This window comes from Paenibacillus hebaui (genome assembly GCF_051934385.1).
GTDB lineage: Bacteria > Bacillota > Bacilli > Paenibacillales > Paenibacillaceae > Paenibacillus.
The window spans coordinates 2,910,848-2,930,937 of the sequence record NZ_CP196836.1; the positions used below are offsets into that span (position 1 = coordinate 2,910,848).

General features: G+C 51.9%; 1 protein-coding gene. It reads left to right on the forward strand.

Going from position 1 to position 20,090, the window contains the following annotated elements; all coding sequences use genetic code 11:
- Positions 1 to 67 precede the first annotated feature (67 nt).
- On the forward strand, positions 68 to 20,080 hold the full coding sequence (locus tag ACR32F_RS13305; RefSeq protein WP_440119140.1) for an SDR family NAD(P)-dependent oxidoreductase: 20,013 nt from the start codon (positions 68 to 70) through the stop codon (positions 20,078 to 20,080).
- Positions 20,081 to 20,090: the final 10 nt, after the last annotated feature.

Sequence of the window (20,090 nt, forward strand, 5' to 3'; positions counted from 1 at the left end):
ATGGGTAGCGACAGAAGATAAATGTTTCTGATGAATGGGCATCTGCCACCACAGGGAGGTTAAAACAATGGATGATCAGGTGTATATTCCGGTTACAAAACATATTCCCGAGGAACTTCGCAGTGAGACAGATCAGTTACACGGGTGGCTTGTCGCATTATTGTCAGCGGAATTAAATGCAATGGGTTTGTTTGAAAAAAGGTATTCCAGCACCAAGGAATTGTTAGAGAAGAACGGGGTAGCCGTTTGGTTCCATCGCTGGATGGAAGAAACACTTGCTGTACTAGCCAAAGAACAGGGGAACAGCGCTGTAGGTGGGCAAACCTCCACTACCTTCGAAAATGTGTGGCAGAAATGGGATGAAGTTAAACAGCAATGGCTGCATAAAGGCCACATTCGATCCCAGGTCCTTTTGGCAGAAACGGCATTAAAACACCTGCCTGACATTCTTCGGGGACACAAACAGGCAACGGATGTTCTTTTCCCCAATTCAAGCATGACACTTGTCGAAGGGATATACAAAAACAATCCCATCGCTGATTATTTCAATGAGGTTCTGGGGTCGCAACTTATAGCAATTATTGAAGAAAAAAGAAAAAAGAATGCAACCATCCGGTTGAGAATCATTGAATTTGGCGCGGGTACAGGTGGAACCAGTACTCCCGTGCTGGATAAGCTCAGACCGTATGCCCAGCACATTGAGGAATATTGTTATACGGATATCTCTTCATCTTTTCTGTTGCAGGCAGAGCAGCGCTATGGAGATGAACACCCTTATTTGACCTACAGAAAAATAGATGTTACCAAACAGCTGCATGATCAATCAATTGATGAAGCTGTCTATGATATAGCGATTGCGGCCAATGTGCTGCATGCCACAGCCAATATTCGCCAAACCCTCAGACATATCAAGGCAGCTCTCAAAAAGCAGGGACATCTGTTCCTGAACGAGATAACCGATAATACACTTTTTGCCCATATTACGTTTGGTTTGTTGGAAGGCTGGTGGTTATACGAAGATGAGGCATTGCGTATTCCGGGCTGCCCGGGACTTACACCCAAAACATGGAAAAAGGTGCTTGCCAAGGAGGGGTTTAGAAGTACTCGTTTTCCGGCGTTGAATGCTGAAGAGTGGGGGCAACAAATCGTTGTATCTCAAAGTGACGGCATCATTATACACGAAATGAAACAAAACTCTGCATCTCATCCTGTACAGGCACAAACAAAAGCGATTCCTGAGGTGGAGTGGAAGCCCAGTCCGTCCTTGGTTACAGGGGCTGGAAACATTCAGCCCACAGAAGATATTCCGGACCACCTGATCCGGGATCATATTATTACGGTCATCCGGGACAGCATAGAGATATCCCTGAAGATGAGTCAGGATCGGATCGACAATCATCAAAGTTTCTCTGAATATGGCGTCGATTCGATTGTTGCCGTAAATCTGGTCAATCTCATTAATGAGCAATGTGGAATAGTGATGCAGACTACAGTGCTGTTCGATCATAATACGGTCCACGCCTTGAGCAAGCATATGCTGGAGCAATATCGAAAAGAGATTGCGGCGCAGATGCTGCCTGATCCAGCTGTTGCATCTCCACAGAGGAAAGACGAACAAGCCATCATTATGGACATAAGCAGCGATAATCGTACGGCTGAGAAGTCCATTGTGCATAGGAATGAGGATCGGTTGCCAGTTCGGGATGAGAGGACTAATCCCAATTCGACTTGGACAAGCACAATGGTTGATAACGAAAAGCTGGGATCAATTTCGGAAGGTGCATATTATCGATTGCTGCTGGAGAAACCTGGAGAACCGGATGAACTTCAACTAATTCAGGATCAATCGCGTTCACTCCAGCCAAACGAAGTGCAAATTGCTGTGCATGCATTTTCACTTAATTTTGGAGATCTGTTATGTGTAAGAGGGCTGTATCCAACCATGCCCCTTTATCCGTTTACCCCCGGCTTTGAAGTCAGCGGGGTCGTTGTTCAAACAGGTTCCGAGGTCACAGACCTTTGGCATGGTGATGAAGTGGTGGGCATGATGGGTGAGCAGATGGGTGGTCATGCCAATATGGTGATCTGTCCGGCGGCTCACGTTGTACCCAAACCGAAAAGATTAACATTTGAAGAAGCCTGCTCTCTGCCGGCCGTCACTATGACCATGCTTGATGTGTTCCACAAAGCCAAACCGCAGCCAGGTGAAAAAATATTGATTCAGACGGCGGCCGGAGGGACAGGTCTTATTGCCGTACAGTTGGCCCAGCACTATGGTCTGGAAATCTATGCCACAGCCGGTTCAGATGTGAAACTGAACTATCTGCAACAGCAGGGTGTGCACCATACCATTCAGTATGTGGAGCAGGATTTTGCCGAGGAGATTCGCCGTCTTACGAACGGGCAAGGTGTAGATATTGTCATCAATACTTTATCGGGTGAGGCGATTCAAAAGGGTATGGCTTGTCTTGCTCCCGGTGGCAGATATATTGAAATTGCCATGACTGCCTTAAAATCAGCCAAAAATATTGATTTATCCTTGTTATCGAACAATCAGGCATTCTATTCGGTAGATTTGCGACGGATGGCCTTCCGTGATCCTTCTATAATTCGAACCTATATGAGTGAAATGGCGATCCTGATTGACCAGAACGTCGTTCGTCCGACGATTTATGCCACCTATCCTTTTCAGCAAGTGAAAGAAGCATACAAGGCGATGGGAAACCGCAGTAATATCGGCAAAATTGTGGTACACATCCCTGAAGATCAACGCTTTAAGCCGTATTCTGCTAAGCCATGGGAGCAAAACGTTGTGGGACAACAGACCGCAATGGATCAGGAGATACCTTCCATCCGGGAGGAAATAGCGATTGTTGGAATCAGTGGCCGCTTTGCACAAAGTCGCAGTCCTGAGGAGTTATGGCAACATTTGCAAGCCGGGGATGATCTGATTGGAGAAGTAAAACGTTGGGATTTGGGTGCTTATTACGCTAATCAGCATTCCTATTGTCGACATGGCAGCTTTATAGAGGATTTTGATCGTTTTGATCCTCTGTTTTTTAACATATCAGGCGTGGAAGCCACCTATATGGACCCGCAGCAGCGCATTTTTTTGGAGGAGTCCTGGAAGGCGCTTGAAGATGCCGGTTATGTCGGCAAAAAGGCCGAGGGCCTTCAATGCGGCGTTTATGTAGGCTGCAGTGGTATGGATTACCAGAGCATTTTTGGACATGAGGGGCCCCCGCAAGCTTTCTGGGGGAACGCCAATTCTATTGTGCCTGCTCGTATAGCCTACTACCTGAATCTGCATGGTCCGGCTATTACAGTAGATACAGCCTGTTCCAGTTCATTGGTAGCCATTCATCTGGCATGTCAGGGATTATGGTCAGGAGAGACGAATATGGCCCTTGCCGGAGGAGTATTCATCCAGTCGACCCCTGGCTTTTACATTGCCTCCAATCGAGCGGGAATGCTGTCTCCAACAGGACGGTGTCATACCTTTGATGAAGCGGCGGATGGTTTTGTTCCGGGAGAAGGGGCAGGGGTTGTTATCCTAAAAAGGCTCAGCGAGGCGCTGGCTGACGGGGATCAGATTTACGGAGTCATTCGAGGGAGCGGAATAAACCAGGATGGGTCCACCAATGGAATTACGGCTCCCAGTGCAAAATCCCAGGAACGTCTTGAGCAGAACGTATATGAGACTTTTAATATTAATCCTGAACACATCCAGCTGGTCGAGGCTCATGGGACAGGGACCAGGTTGGGAGATCCGATTGAGTTCAATGCATTAACGCAGGCATTCAGAAGACATACCGACCAAAAACAGTTCTGTGCAATCGGCTCGGTAAAAAGCAATATCGGTCATACGGCCACGGCAGCCGGTGTAGCGGGTTTGTTTAAAATTGTGCTGGGGATGCGCCATCAAAAAATAGCCCCCTCCATTCATTTTCATCAACCCAACAGCCAGATTGCCTTAAATGACAGCCCGTTCTATATCCCAACAGCCACGATGGAATGGAAAGCCGGATCAAGTGGCAGAAGATGTGCTGCAATCAGTTCATTTGGTTTCAGTGGTACGAATGCCCATATGGTCATTGAGGAGGGACCGCTGCGATCCAGACCGTCAGCGCCGATGCCGGGATATTTGATTGCACTTTCAGCTCGTACCGACGAACAATTGCGTCAGCAGGTTGAACAACTCACCACCTACGGAAGACAAGTGCCGGAACTGGATTGCGGTAACCTGAGCTACACTCTGTTATTGGGACGAAAACATATGGATTTCCGCCTCGCATGTGTGACCCGAAGTCTGAATGAAGCGATCACTTTACTTCAACGCTGGTTGGACAAGGGAAGTGCACCGCAGGTTCGGGTTTCACAAGGAACACTGGATATTTCACGTGAACACTCCTCATTGCAACGATATGGGAATGAATGTTTGCGAAGTTGCCGGAAGACGACACATGCAAGCGAATATTTGGAGCATTTGGGCACTGCAGCGGATCTTTATATCCAGGGATATGAACTTGATTATGATCTGTTGTTTGAGCAGGGTCACTATCGGACCATATCACTACCCACCTATCCATTTGCCCGAGAGCGGTATTGGGTAGAGAACGAAGAAATGAGTTACTCAGCATTAGCAGAAAAACCAACAACGGTTAAGCCATTAAATGAAAGCATATTACTGCACTCCATGCTGCACCACAACCGCTCGGATCTGCTACGAGGCCAGTGGTACAGCAGTCAGTTCAATGGCAGAGAGCCTTTCCTGAGCGATCATGTGGTGCAGGGGCACAAGCTGCTTCCGGCTGTTGCTCAGCTGGAAATGGCCCGTGCAGCAGCGGCACACGCAGCCAATTGGCCTCCGCGCATGTATAGTCTGCTGCTGCGCCATGTGATGTGGAGCAGGCCACTCGTTGTTGGGGAGGAGCCTGTGGAGGTTCATCTTACGCTTGAGGCCGAGGCCGATGGAAGTCTGTCCTATGAAATATCGGCAGTGTTATCCACCGAGTCTGTAATCGAGTCTGGGGAAGCGGTGTATAGCCAAGGGCGTGTGAGCGTAGGACACCCCCTCGCAGAATCCGTGCAAAGTCTGGATTTGCAGGCTGTGCACAGCCGTTGTACACAGGGACAGGCCAGCGGGGAAGTCTGTTATGAAACGTTCCGGAAACTGGGCTTGGAGTACGGTCCGTCCCATCAGACGATTGTCGAACTACATTGGGGGACGGACGAGGCCTTGGCGCAGCTGTCTCTGCCGCCAGCCCTCTTTGAGGGACAGGCGGATACCGTGCTGCATCCGGGTATGCTGGATGGAGCCCTGCAAGCGTCCATCGCCCTGCTGGCAGGAGATCAGATCGCGGAAGCTCTGGAGTCTACAGCCCTGGGGGATGCGGCAAGTTTGATGGGTCCAGCCGAACGAATCGGGAATCGGTCCGCTTCTGCACCGCTGCCCTTTGCGCTGGAGGAGGCGGAAGTAATCGCCCCTTGCCAGGCGCAGATGTGGGCTGTGGTGCGTGTTCGCCCCGAGCCTGCGGCATCCTCCGATGCGGAGGCGAGGGTCCGCAAACTGGATCTGGAGCTGTGCGATCCAGAGGGACAGGTCTGCATACGGTTGCGGGGTGTCACCTCACGTGTGCCGGAAAGCCGGGAAGGCGTGCTGCTGGTGCAGCCCGCGTGGCAGGAACTGCCGAAGCGCTCCCTAACGCCTGCGGTTCCGGCGGTCGAGCCAGCGGTGCTACTGTGTGGTTGGGCCCCGAAAGACTTCGCGGATGCGGATGCACCCTGGGAGCAGATGGCGTTAACGGGGCCGTTGGAGGAGCGGTACGGACAGGCTGTTCAGGCCATCCTGTACCACATTCAGCAGCAGCTTTCGAAACAGCGAAGCCGCCGCATGGCCTTGCAGGTTGTCGTGGCTGGAGATGAAGAAGGAAGACGGTTCGCTGGCCTTAGCGGGTTGCTGCGGACTGTGCGGCTGGAGTATCCGGGCAGTCTGGCACAGCTTGTCGAAGTCCAGCCAGAGACATCCGCCGCAGGGTTGGCTGAGCAGCTGCATCAGTGTGCCGTCCATGCGGAGGAAAGCCACCTGCGGTGGGAAACGGACGGGCTGAAGCGAGCGGGCTGGCAGGCGGTGGATGTGGATGTGGATGAGAATGTGAACGGGAATGGGAACGTGAATGCGGAGATAGAGATGAAGGTGAGGACAAAGACGGAGTTCCCACTGTTGTTCCCCTGGAGGGACGGAGGCGTGTACGTCATTACAGGCGGAGCCGGTGGTCTGGGACGGATCTGGGCCCGGGAAATTGCGGGACGGACAGAAGGCAGCACGCTGATTTTAACGGGCCGATCCCCGGCGATGCCGGAGACGGTGCAGCGAGAGATGGCGCAGCTTCCGGCCCGAGTGCTTTATGAAACGATGGACGTCACCAACAGGGAGGCGGTCCATGCACTGTTTCGTCGTCTTCGTCAGCAATACGGCCGGGTAAACGGGGTGCTGCATTGTGCCGGAGAGATCCGGGACAGTCTGATTCGGTACAAAACGGAAGCCGACTGGCAGGCGGTGCTGGCCCCGAAAGTAAATGGCACACGGAATCTGGAAGAAGCGATCGGGACAGAGGCGCTGGATGCGCTGCTGCTGTTCTCCTCCGGTGCAGCGGTGACGGGGAATGCAGGGCAGGGCGATTATGCAGCCGCCAATGGGTATTTGGATGCGTATGCGGCGAGCCGAAATGTGCGGATGAAACGCGGGGAGTGTCAGGGTCGAACCTTGTCCATCAACTGGCCGCTGTGGGAAGAAGGCGGGATGCAGCTGGAGGAAGAGGGGAAGGCACGTCTGTGGAAACAGCATGGGCTAAGACCGCTGGGAACCGCGTCGGGGGTGAAGGCACTGTATCAGGCCTGGGCGAGTGGAAGCAGTCAGGTGGCGGTGGCGGAAGGCAATCTGTTGGCGCTGCGCAGAAGCCTGCTGGAGCCGGGGGGGTCGTGGTCGGGCCAACCGATCGAGTTGGCAAAGACAGACGGGCTTGAAGCAGCGTCGGAATGGCTATCCACCCAGACGGAATCAACCCAGGCTTCGTCTCATGCGGGAAGCGCGGCAGAGCTGAAAGCTATGGCTGTGCTTAAATTGGAAGTGGCCGCTCTACTGAACGTGGGGGAGCAGGAGATTGATCCGGCCATGGACTGGAGTGAATATGCTCTGGACCCGGTGCAATGGAGCGAGCTTTCCCGCAGACTGCTGACCCGGCATGGATGGGACATCCCAGCAGAGAAACTGTTGGGACACTTGAACATGAGCCAAACGATCCGACATATTACCGGTCAGATCCACCCAATGGGGAAGGAGCGAATGGACCTGGATATGAATAAAGAGAAACATGACCCCGTACAAAAGAATGATGCTGATTTGCGAGAAAAAACAGTTCAATTTCTGCAAGAGCATTTAGCCCGGGTCATCGGACTTCCAAAATCAAGGGTTGACGCAGATACAGCCATGGATCGATACGGTATAGATTCGTTGCTTATTATGCAGATGACTACCAATTTGGAAGAACAGTTTGGTCTTTTGCCCAAAACACTATTTTTCGAATATCAGACCCTTCGGGCTTTGAGCGAATATTTTCTTGAACACCATCATGAACAACTGCGACTCATTGTAGGGGAAGAACGTCCTGAAGAGTCCGTTGATATATCCCCGACCTCGTTGGCTGTACAAAATCCGGGAATAGAGAACATTAAATCCAAGGGCACTCTGCACACAAAGAGGACGTTGAGGGATCAACAAGATGTTGATGCAAAGTCGCAGAACGCAGCACCAATGAATTCTTTGAATTCGATAAATTCAACCGAATCATCCATTCAGGTGCAAGAGGGGGAGCAGGATATCGCCATTATTGGTGTGGCGGGAAGGTATCCGGGAGCGCGGAATATCCATGAGTTTTGGGAGAATCTGCGTAGTGGAACAGATAGTATCACCGAAATACCGGCAGAACGCTGGGATCAGGAGCAGGTGTATGATCCGGCGCCGGGTACGCCGGGCAAGACCTATGGACGCTGGGGCGGATTTCTGGACGGGGTGGACGAATTCGATCCACTGTTCTTCCAGATCTCTCCCCGGGAAGCCGAGATGATGGACCCGCAGGAACGACTATTCATGCAGTGTGTGTATGAGACGCTGGAAGATGCCGGGTATACGAGGGAGCGTTTGGCTGCCGACATCGTGGGTGTGTACGTGGGTGTGATGTACGAGGAATACCAGTTATACGGGGCTGAGTCATCCATTGCGCTTTCGGGCAATCCGGCGTCAATCGCCAACCGGGTGTCGTATTTCTGTAATTTCCGTGGACCGAGCATGGCAGTGGATACGATGTGTTCGTCTTCGCTGACCTCCATTCATCTGGCGTGTCAAAGTCTGAGACAGAACGAATGTCAGATTGCGGTCGCAGGCGGAGTGAATGTGTCGGTCCACCCGAACAAATATATCATGCTGTCTCAAGGACGATTCCTCTCCAGCAAAGGCCGCTGCGAGAGCTTTGGTGAAGGGGGCGACGGATATGTGCCGGGTGAAGGGGTGGGCGCGGTCCTGTTAAAGCCGCTTGCGCGGGCGGTTGCAGACGGGGACCGGATTTACGGAGTGATCAAAGGGTCGGCCTTGAATCACGGCGGAAAAACAAACGGGTACACCGTGCCGAATCCCAACGCCCAGGCGGACGTCATCGGCCGGGCCTTGCGTGAGGCGGACATTGACCCGCGGACGATCAGTTATGTGGAAGCCCATGGTACGGGTACGTCGCTGGGCGACCCGATTGAGATCGCGGGGCTGAGCAAAGCGTTTCAACGCGACCCGTCGGAAGAAGCCTACTGTGCAATTGGCTCCGCGAAATCGAATATCGGACATGCGGAGAGCGCAGCAGGCATCGCGGGAGTCACCAAGGTGCTGCTGCAATTGCAGCATGGGGAGCTGGCGCCGTCCCTGCATGTGCAGCAGACCAACCCGCATATTGACTTTAGTCAAACCCCGTTCACGGTTCAGCGGGAGCTGGACGTTTGGGCACGTCCGAGAGTGGACGGTGAGATTGTACCGCGACGGGCAGGGATTTCCTCGTTTGGGGCAGGTGGAGCGAATGCTCATATCATTTTGGAGGAATACCGGGAACCTGATCTGGCGCAAGAAAAGGCGAACGAGCAAAACGAGAACCATGAACAAAATGAAGTGCCAGGGATGATTGTGCTGTCAGCGAGGAACGAGGAACGACTGGTCGTTCAGGCCCGTCAGCTGCGGGATGTACTTCGAATGACGCAAAGCAGCTGGAAGGTGCGGGAGATTGCTTATACGCTGCAAACGGGACGTGAAGCGATGGAGGCTCGTCTGGGCGTGCTGGCGCAAACGGTGGACGAACTGGTCGCCAAGCTGGACCGTTATGTGGAACAGGTTAGTCAGGCAGAACCGGAAGGCAAAGGGAGCCAGTATTATCAGGGACATGTGAAGCAAGGACAGGAGAATCCGGGGTGGCTGACGGATGAGGAAGACATGAAAGAAAATGTGAAACGCTGGCTGTCCCAGGGGCGTTATGAGCATGTACTGGACGCCTGGACGCGAGGGGCAGTGATCCGGTGGACGGAGCTATACGGGGAAAACAGACAGCAGCACCCGCGCCGAATCAGTCTGCCTTCCTATCCCTTTGCAAGAAATCGTTATTGGGCTCCAATGAAATCAGAGGAAGCATCGTTCAACTCCAACGTAATTGGAAATGACGGGTCAGCCATGCTTCATCCACTACTGCACAGCAATACTTCAGATCTTCATGAGCAGCGATACAGTTCACTCTTCACGATGGATTCGCCTGTGCTTATAGATATCAATGAAGAGCAGGCAGCAAAATTATTGCCTGACTTGCTTCATCTGGAAATTGCCTATACGGCTCTGGATTTGGCGATACCTGATCATCAGGATTCGGCTGAACCTGAATTATCGATCCAATTGCAGGATGTGGTATGGGACAGCTCTATTTACGTGTCTGATCAGCCACTTCCGTTACACATCTCATTGCAATCCGAACCACATTTAACAGTGGGATACGTCATATATGGGGAAAATGGAGGGGAACTCCAGCCCGTATACAGTAGCGGAATGGCTAAAAAGGTGGCTTCAGAGTTTACAGCATCAGATGCTCTGGAGGTTGACTCTATTGATGAAATCTATCCTGCTGAGGTGGATTCGTCGATCGCCTTTTTTGCAAACGATGCTTCAAAGCAAGTCTTGTGCTCATCATCTTATGCGGTAGAACGTATATATGCGGGGGAAGATCATATCCTGATCAAGTTTGAACAGGCAACGGATGTGTTATCTGTGCCGCCAATGTACAGACTGCCGGTAGATGCAATTCAGCTTGCCGTTTGTGGGGGACTGGGCTGGACGGGAATAGAAAAGCAACAGCTGGATATTCCGGGGTCGCGTCCTGTTTGCATTCAATCCCTTCAAAGACTTGATGCACTAGGGGGATCAGACGTTTCTTGGGCAAGAGTAGATCGGAGAGAACGGGTGGACGGGCCGCCAGGGCGTGAAGTGCTGGACATTCGTTTGTATTCATCTGAGGGACGCTTAATGTTAAAGATTCAGGCATTAGAAGCAGGCTTTGCAACCATACCGCAAGGGGCAGAAAACGAAGAAATGGCGGTCCATTCGGATGCTGCAACTGCAGTTTCCCTTGAATCCTCATTTGAGTCTTCATTGGGTGCATCCGAGCAAGAAACCGTGATTATCTCGAAAGAAGCAGTATCTGCTCCCGCAGCTTCTCGCCGGAGACCAGAGCTCTTGGGACTGACAACATCGGAGTGTGTAAGATGGGAGTTAAAGGAACTGGCAGGGCAAACGTTGAAAATTTCGAGGGAACTGATTGATGGCAATGAAAACCTCGCGGAGTATGGATTTGATTCCATTAGCCTGACTGAATACGCAACGGTTCTTAATCAGCATTTTGGATTGGAGCTGGCGCCATCCATATTTTTCGATCACACGACCCTCCATGAGTTGGCTCATTATCTGGAGCGAGAATTCAAGGACGCTGTTACGGGAAAATATGCGGATCACGAAAATCTAACGGGGGAAGAGCGTACGGAGCAATCCGTACCGTTTAAAAGCAAAGCGACACAGCATCGTTCCAAAGCCCGAACGCCGAACGCCCAAAGACAGGCATCTGGCAAATATCGGCGTTCAGGAGACACGCGTCGATTGCAAAAGGCCGATGAACCCATTGCTATTATTGGCATCAGTGGACGATTTCCCGAAGCGCGCAATGTAGAGGAGATGTGGTCGATTCTCGTAAATGGGCAAACGGCTGTTAAGACCGTTCCCTCGGATCGATTCACCAGTAGTAAAAAGGATGCGGATTGGAAATGCGGTCTTGTGCCAGGGGTCCGGGAGTTTGACCCCCGCTTCTTCGAAATCTCCCCACGGGAGGCCGAGAGCATGGACCCGCGTCAGCGATTGCTGTTACAGGAATCCTGGAGAGCACTTGAAGATGCCGCATATGGCAAAAAACAGCTTTCCTCCGGCCGGGTCGGCATGTTTGTCGGGGTGGAGAACAATGAGTATTTGCAATTTGTTGGCCTGGACGGGCCGCTTACGTCCAATCACAATGCCATTCTGGCCGCCAGATTAGCCTATCTCCTGGACCTGAAGGGTCCGAATATGGCGATTAATACCGCTTGCTCTTCGGGGCTGTCGGCTGTTCATCAAGCCTGTGTCAGCCTGCGGGCGGGAGAGTGCGATACGGCTCTTGCGGCAGGGGTGAGCCTGCTGCTTACCGAGCAGGGATTCGAAGCGATGTCCCAGGCGGGGATGCTGTCCGAGGACGGACGCTGTTATGCGTTTGACCAGCGTGCCAATGGCATGGTTCCGGGAGAAGCGATAGCGGTTGTTGTGCTGAAGACCTTATCGCTGGCTGAGGCGGATGGAGATTCGATCTATGGAGTCATCCGTGGCAGTGGCATGAACTATGATGGCAAAACCAACGGAATCACCGCGCCGAGTGGTGTGGCACAAACAGCCCTGATGAATGAGGTGTATGCCCGGTACGGCATTCGGGCGGAGGACATGCAGTACATTGTGACCCACGGGACGGGAACGCGCCTCGGAGACCCGGTTGAAATCAATGCCTTGCAGGAAGCCTACAAAGCGCGAAATATGGAGCCAGGCTCCTGTGCGCTGACGTCAGTAAAAACGAATTTGGGTCATACCCTCGCCGCTTCGGGTGTGGTGAGTCTGATTAGCCTGGTACAGGCGATGCGTCATGAGACAATCCCGGCAAGTCTGCATTGTGAGGAAGAGAGTGAATATATCCGGTGGTCGGAGGGTCCATTTTATGTGAACAAAAGCAATCGGCCTTGGCCACGAACAGAGCAGGCGAGGCTGGGAGCGGTGAGTGCCTTTGGCATGAGTGGAACCAACGTGCATGTCGTCGTGGAAAGTTATGAAGGTAATGGGCAGAAACGAACGCCTGGTTATGCGTCACCTTATTATTTGCTGGCACTGTCAGCCAAAACGGAAGCAGCACTACAGCGCAAGGTGGAGGACATGATCGCTGTGCTGGAACGGGAAGAGATGCCGGATCTGGCGGCGATCAGCTACACGCTGCTGGAGGGACGACAGCATTTCCGTCACCGCTGTGCGGTGGTTGTGCAGTCAAGGGAAGATGCTGTGCATGTCTGGAAAGCGTTCGGCTCGAAAGAAAATAACGGGAAAATATTTCGCGGGACAGTGAGCCGGGAGTTCATTGAACAGCGCATTGTTCGAGAACACGGTCATGAGCTTTTACATCAGCTTCAGCATGAAACTCACGCAGCGGCAAACGGGGCATACCGTGATATCCTGCATGTGTTGGCGGATTTATACTGTCAGGGTTACGCGCTGGATTGGGTGAACATGTATGGCGAGGCTGCTCCTGGACGTATTCATCTGCCTTCATATCCGTTTGCTCAGGAAGAATACTGGGTGACCCAGTCATCCCCTGCAACAGGTCAAATGAACGAGCAGCATCATACAGCAAAGCTTCATCCGCTTGTACACCGGAATACGTCAACGCTGCGCGAGCAGCAGTATAGCTCTATTTTTGCCCAGGAAGATCCGTTACTGCATGACCATATGGAATCGGGTTACAAATGTCTGCCGGATTCAGCCCATGTGGAGATGGTCCGGGCAGCGGTGTCATGTGCGTTAAAGGGAGCGGACGAGATGAATCAGGCTCCGGTTCACATGAAGCTGTTCGATCATCAATGGGTTAATCCAGTGGTGGTGACAGAGGAGCCGCTGGAGGTTCATTTGGCCATTATTCCACAATCCGATCAATCCTTAATCTATGAGATATTCAGTGAAAGAGCTGAGGGCAGAGAAGAGTTATGGAGCAGGGGGCGTATCGCGTATGAGCTTCTGGAATTTGTTAATCCCCCTATGGATGTACAGTCCATTACCGAAAGATGTACACAGGTGGAGCTTGGGAACCCATCTTCAGAAGGTATATACTCATCCATTGTTTGTTGTTATACGGGCGAAAATGAAGTGTTAATAAAGCTCTCGCCTGAAAGCAATGATCAGGATCGGGCTTTGTTAATTACACCGAATTTGCTGACTGAAGCCGTATCACTGGCGGCAAACATCTTTCAGACAAGATCGGGAACGGCAGCAGATTATCGCAACAAGGCCATGCCATCAAGTGAGGTAGACAAGTCGAGTGTGCATGAGGTACAGAGTGAAAGACATACCTGGCTTTCAATGGAGTCCATGGAATTTTCGGCAGACCATTTGCAACACCCGCTGTGGATGTGGATCAGGGAGTCGGATTCGGGGCTGGATGTTACTTTCTGCGATGAGAAAGAACAGGTGGTTGCACACATGGCGGGTTTGCAGGTCCAAAAGGATCTGGCGAGAAATGATGTGCCGGAGGGCATGAAGGGGAAAGGGTTAGAACGTGAGGTCGCTGACGATACCCTTCTGATGGCTTTTGAGGAAATATGGGAAAACTCAGAGCCTGAACTTCATCGTGAAGAGAACCCACAGACCATATTATGTGTGCTTTCCTGTCAGAAGAGCCAGGAGAAGTTCGTTTCATTGATGAAGCATCACAGTCCTCATATCCAGCTGGTCTTCATCGATCCGGCAGTGTGGGAAAAAGAGACAGATCCCGTTCATCTTGCGAAGTACAGGGGAGCGCTTCAGGAGATCAGCCAGCAACATGGGAACGTGGATACTGTACTATACTTGCCGGCACTGGAGGAACCGCTACTGCTGCAGGACACTAAGCCGATTTTACTTTTGCTTCAGGCATTGGCGGCAGAGAAGATCAAGCCTGGCCGAATTCTTCTCGCCGGGGAATGCAGAACAGGGATCGAGCGGTGTTACCTGGATGCATGGATCGGTTTTGAGCGTTCACTTGGACTCATTATGCCTCATACGAAATTACAGGTGATCAGCAGCGATGTGGATTCCATAAATGAAGTGAACTGGAAATTGTGGAGTGAACGGCTATCGCAAGAATTAAGGTCAAACCAGCGATGCAGCGTACGTTATGAGCATAATCAGCGTAAAGTAAGCCGCATCAGACCGATCCCCCCAACAGAGCAATACAAACCGGGGACGGAATACGTGTTACCTGGAAAGACATATTTGATAACAGGCGGATTGGGAGGAATCGGCCTTGCTTTTGCCAGAGCGTGGGCTCCGCTGGGTGTAAATCTGGCTTTGATGGGCCGATCTTCCCTGGATTCCGTGAAACAGCAAAGAATGGATGAGTTGACCGAGGCGGGCAGTCAGGTAATGTATGTTCAGGCTGATGTTGCCGTATTAGAACAAGTCGAAGAAGCGGTGCGGACAGTCATACGAAAATTCGGCGCAATTCACGGACTGATCCACGCTGCCGGGATTGAAAGTCGGGTAAGTGTGCTGGATAAATCAGCAGCTGATTTTGAGCGTGTGCTTGCTCCCAAAATCCGGGGAACATTGGCATTGGACAAGGCTCTGGGCAACGAACCGCTGGAGTTCCGCAGTTATTTCTCTTCCTCATCGGCTATTTTGGGAGACTTCGGTTCCTGTGACTATGCTGTGGCGAATCGATTCCAGATGGCTTATGCCCAAGAGCAGCATCGCACGGGTCCTATTCACACGGTATCCATCAACTGGCCGCTTTGGAGAGAGGGCGGAATGGGCACAGGCGAGAAAAATGCTTCGGCCATGTATCTCAAAACGAGTGGTCAACGTTTTCTGGAAAAAGACGAAGGGGTAGCCCTGTTTCAAAAAATTCTAAATGAACCTTACGCTCACCAACTCGTTATGGCGGGGAAACCGGAGCGCATACATCGTTTTCTGGGTGTTGAATTCACACCTGATGAAGCTGTTAGCATACCTCAGCCTTCACATGGAGTCAGGAATCCGGTCTTGAATCCTGCGAATCCTGCGGTGGAGCTGAGTGTGCGTGTGGAGTTGCATGGCAAAACGGTTGCTGAATGCGCGCAATGGGAGCTTGGAGAAATAGCAAGCGAGCTGTTAAAGATACCTCATGAAGAATTGGACCCTCTAGCCAATCTTGCGGAGTTTGGATTTGATTCCATCAGCTTGACGGAGTATGCAGCGCGGTTAAGCCGTCATTACGGAGCAGAACTGACACCGTCCATATTTTTTGGACATTCCACACTGAAGGGATTGGCTGAATATCTGGAAAACGAGCATCGGGATGTTTTAATTGGCATGTACGAGGAAAGGAAGGCCGTGACCGACATGAAATACGATGTCGCGGACCGAGGTTACCGATCTGGACGTTCCGGAAGATGGGTTGGCGGCAAATCCATCCCCGCATCCGATCATCGTCCAACTGCCCGTAATCTGAACAAAATGGATCAATTCACGGAGCCTGTTGCCATTATTGGCATTAGCGGACGGTTCCCCGAAGCACGTGATGTGGACGAGATGTGGTCCATGATCAGTCAGGGTCAGGAAGCGATAAAAAGGGCACCGGAAGATCGGTTTTCCACCCGCCATGGGCGTGAACCTTGGAAATGCGGTCTTGTGCCAGGGGTACGGGAGTTTGATCCCCGCTTCTTCGAAATCTCCCCGCGTGAGGCCGAGAGCATGGACCCGCGTCAGCGATTGCTGTTACAGGAGTCCTGGAGAGCGCTTGAAGATGCCGCATATGGCAAAAGACAGCTTTCCTCCGGCCGGGTCGGCATGTTTGTCGGGGTAGAGAATAATGAGTATTTGCAATTTGTTGGTCTGGATGGGCCGCTTACGTCCAATCACAATGCCATTCTGGCAGCCCGATTAGCGTATTTTCTGGACCTGAAGGGTCCCAATATGGCGATTAATACCGCTTGCTCTTCGGGGCTGGCGGCTGTTCATCAAGCCTGTGCCAGCCTGCGGGCCGGAGAGTGCGACACGGCTCTTGCGGCAGGGGTGAGCCTGCTGCTTACCGAGCAGGGATTCGAAGCGATGTCCCAGGCGGGGATGCTGTCCGAGGATGGGCGCTGTTATGCGTTTGACCAGCGTGCCAATGGCATGGTTCCGGGAGAGGCGATAGCGGTCGTTGTGCTGAAGGCCTTATCGCAGGCTGAGGCGGATGGAGATTCGATCTACGGGGTCATCCGGGGCAGCGGCATGAACTATGATGGCAAAACGAATGGAATTACCGCGCCGAGTGGTGTGGCACAGACGGCGCTGATGAATGAGGTGTATGCCCGGTACGGCATTCGGGCGGAGAACATGCAGTACATTGTGACCCACGGGACGGGAACACGCCTCGGAGACCCGGTCGAAATCAATGCCTTGCAGGAAGCCTACAAATCAAGAAATATGGCGCCAGGCTCCTGTGCGTTAACGTCGGTAAAAACGAATTTGGGCCATACCCTCGCCGCTTCGGGTGTGGTGAGCCTGATTAGCCTGGTACAGGCGATGCGTCATGAGACGATCCCGGCAAGTCTGCACTGTGAGGAAGAGAGTGAATATATCCGGTGGTCGGAGGGTCCATTTTATGTGAACAAAAGCAATCGGCCTTGGCCACGAACAGAGCAGGCGAGGCTGGGAGCGGTGAGTGCCTTTGGCATGAGTGGAACCAACGTGCATGTCGTCGTGGAAAGTTATGAAGGTAATGGGCAGAAACGAACGCCTGGTTATGCGTCACCTTATTATTTGCTGGCACTGTCAGCCAAAACGGAAGAAGCACTACAGCGCAAGGTGGAGGACATGATCGCCGTACTGGAACGGGAAGAGAAGCCGGATCTGGCGGCAATCAGCTACACGTTGCTGGAGGGACGTGAGCATTTCCGTCACCGCTGTGCGGTGGTTGTGCAGTCCAGGGAAGATGCCGTATACATGATGAAGCAGCGGGGTCAATCCAAGTCAGGGGTTTTGTTTGAGGGCGTGGTGCCAAGAAGGTTTACTGGACAAAAGCTGTTGCAGGAGCATGGGGACGAATGGATTATCAAAAGCACCGAAAGAAGTCTGTCCCCGGAAAAACAGAGGGAAATTCTCCATGTGCTGGCTGATCTGTATGCCCAGGGCTATGATCTGAACTGGGGACAGATGTATGGGGATGTGCCACCATTACGCATCAGTCTGCCATCGTATCCTTTTGCCCGAGAGGAATACTGGATGGCGCCAAAGGAAAGGGAGCAAAGGGAAGAGCAGCAGCCATCGCGGGAGCACTCATGGACTTCTCTTCACCCTCTGGTGCAACAAAATACGTCTGATTTCACTGAGCAAAGGTTCAGCTCGGTGTTCAATGGAACAGAATTTTTCCTTAGGGATCACATCATTCATGGAGTCTCTGTACTTCCTGGAGTGGCCCAGTTAGAGATGGCCCGGGCAGCATTGCAGCTTACCGTTGCGGGAACACGACCCGTTTTTCTGCAAAATGTGGTGTGGATCAGCCCCGTTGTCATGGACGGAGATGCAGCAACTCATAACAGCATTCAGGTAGGGATCGGACTGCATCCTGTCACAGAGAATCCTCAGCTTATAAGTTATGAGATTTACCGACAAGACCAGCAGGCTGAGGGGAAACGTCATGTATACAGTCAAGGACAGCTGGGATGGGATGAAGAGGCCGAATCGGCTCCAATTCATGATCTGAACGAACTCATGGCTGCATGCAATCAATCGGTCTGGACGGGTGAAACCTGTTACAAGGCATTTCGGCAAGCCGGTATCCATTACGGACCTGCATTTAAAGGAATACAGCAATTGCATATCGGGGAGAGAGAGGTTTTGGCCCGACTGAAGCTTCCTGAGCATTTGTTGCCAGAAATGAACTCGTATGTCCTTCATCCCTGTATATTGGACTCCGCGTTGCAGGCCTCTATTGGCATGATGCTGGAGCATCCTGACGCGGATGGAAAAAAGGCAAGTCAAGATTCAGGTGGACCACAGCCCTCGGTTCCTTTTGCTTTAAAGAAAGTTCAAATATATAAAGCCTGTGCTCAGGACATGTGGGCATGGGTGCGCTACAGCTCCGATTCCAGTTCGGATGGGAAAGGAATGACGTTTGATATTGATTTGTTTGACCAGAGAGGAAATGTCTGTGTTCGTTTAATTGGCTTTTCCTCCAGACAGCTTCCCGATCCAAAATCCACAGCGTCAGGCGCTGACACAACCCCTCAGTCTGAAATGCTGCTGTTAAAGCCGTACTGGCGGGAGTTGGGGGTGGAAGAAACAGGTCACAACCAGATGACTCATGAGGGTGAGCATATCGTTATTTTATGTGGTGCATTCGCTTGCAGGCTGAGTGAGATGGAGTTTGAATTCCCGTCTGCATCATTTATACCGATTGGATTGGATGGGAGAATGGCCACAGCCGAAAGTTGGTTCGAGGATGGCGCCTTGCAGGTGTTTGGTAAACTTCAAACGATACTGTCCAGTGAATCGAATAAACCGCGGATTGTACAGGTAGTTGTGCCTAATAACGGAGAGCAGCGTTTGTATGCTGCGCTATCCGGCATGTTGCAAAGTGTTAAACTCGAATATCCGGCTGTTGCAGGACAGTTGATCGAAATGGATGAGCAGTTGGACAACGCAGATATTTTACAGCTGCTGAAGTGGGACGTTTGCGAGCCTAAAGATAGCTGGATTCGTTATAAGGGCCGTCGACGGGAACTGGCAGACTGGCAGGAGATTGATCCGTCCACCGTTCTTGAACAACGGTTTTGGCGTGATCATGGTGTATACCTCATTACAGGCGGTATGGGTGGTCTTGGACTTGTATTTGCGCAAGAGATCGCCACCCAGGCCAAGCATCCAACGCTTGTTCTCGTGGGCAGATCACCGATGGACGGTCCGATGGAACAATCTCTTAAAGTACTGCGAGAGCAGGGGGCACGGGTGGACTATCTGCAGGTTGATGTAGCGGATGGTGAAGCCGTGCAGAACCTTGTTGATAGCATAAAACAAGCCTATGGCGTTATTCACGGCGTTATTCATGGAGCAGGACTGATCAGAGACAGTCTGTTCCTTGCCAAGACAGAGGAAGAATGGCGTGAAGTTTTGAGACCCAAAGTGGCTGGAACAGTTCACCTGGATCGATGCACAAAACAAGAAGAACTGGATTTCTTCATTCTGTTCTCCTCCGGAACTGCCGTCCTCGGCAACATGGGTCAGAGTGATTACGCTACAGCCAATGCGTTCATGGACCTTTATGCAGCATACCGGGAAACGATGGTGGGTCAGGGCAAACGAAGCGGCAGGACACTGTCCGTAAACTGGCCATTCTGGGAAAATGGCGGCATGAAGGTTGACTCATCTGTGAAACAAATGATGTGGCAGAAAATGGGAATTAGGCCCCTGCATTCACATCAGGGAATACAGGCATTAACCCTTGCACTGTCATCTGGGTCTTCCAGAGTGATGGTCATGGCAGGCGACCCTGAACGAATCCGGGACAAGATCAGAACTGTAAAATCACAATCACCGGATATTTCCTCTCCAATGTATACGGCTGCTCCCGAAGGGGATAAGCACAGGGACGACCTCTATTTGGAACTGGTTAATCGTGTTCTGGACGGGGAACTAACGGAAGCGCAATTTGTTGAAGCGTTCATGAAGGAATAGGAGTGTGATC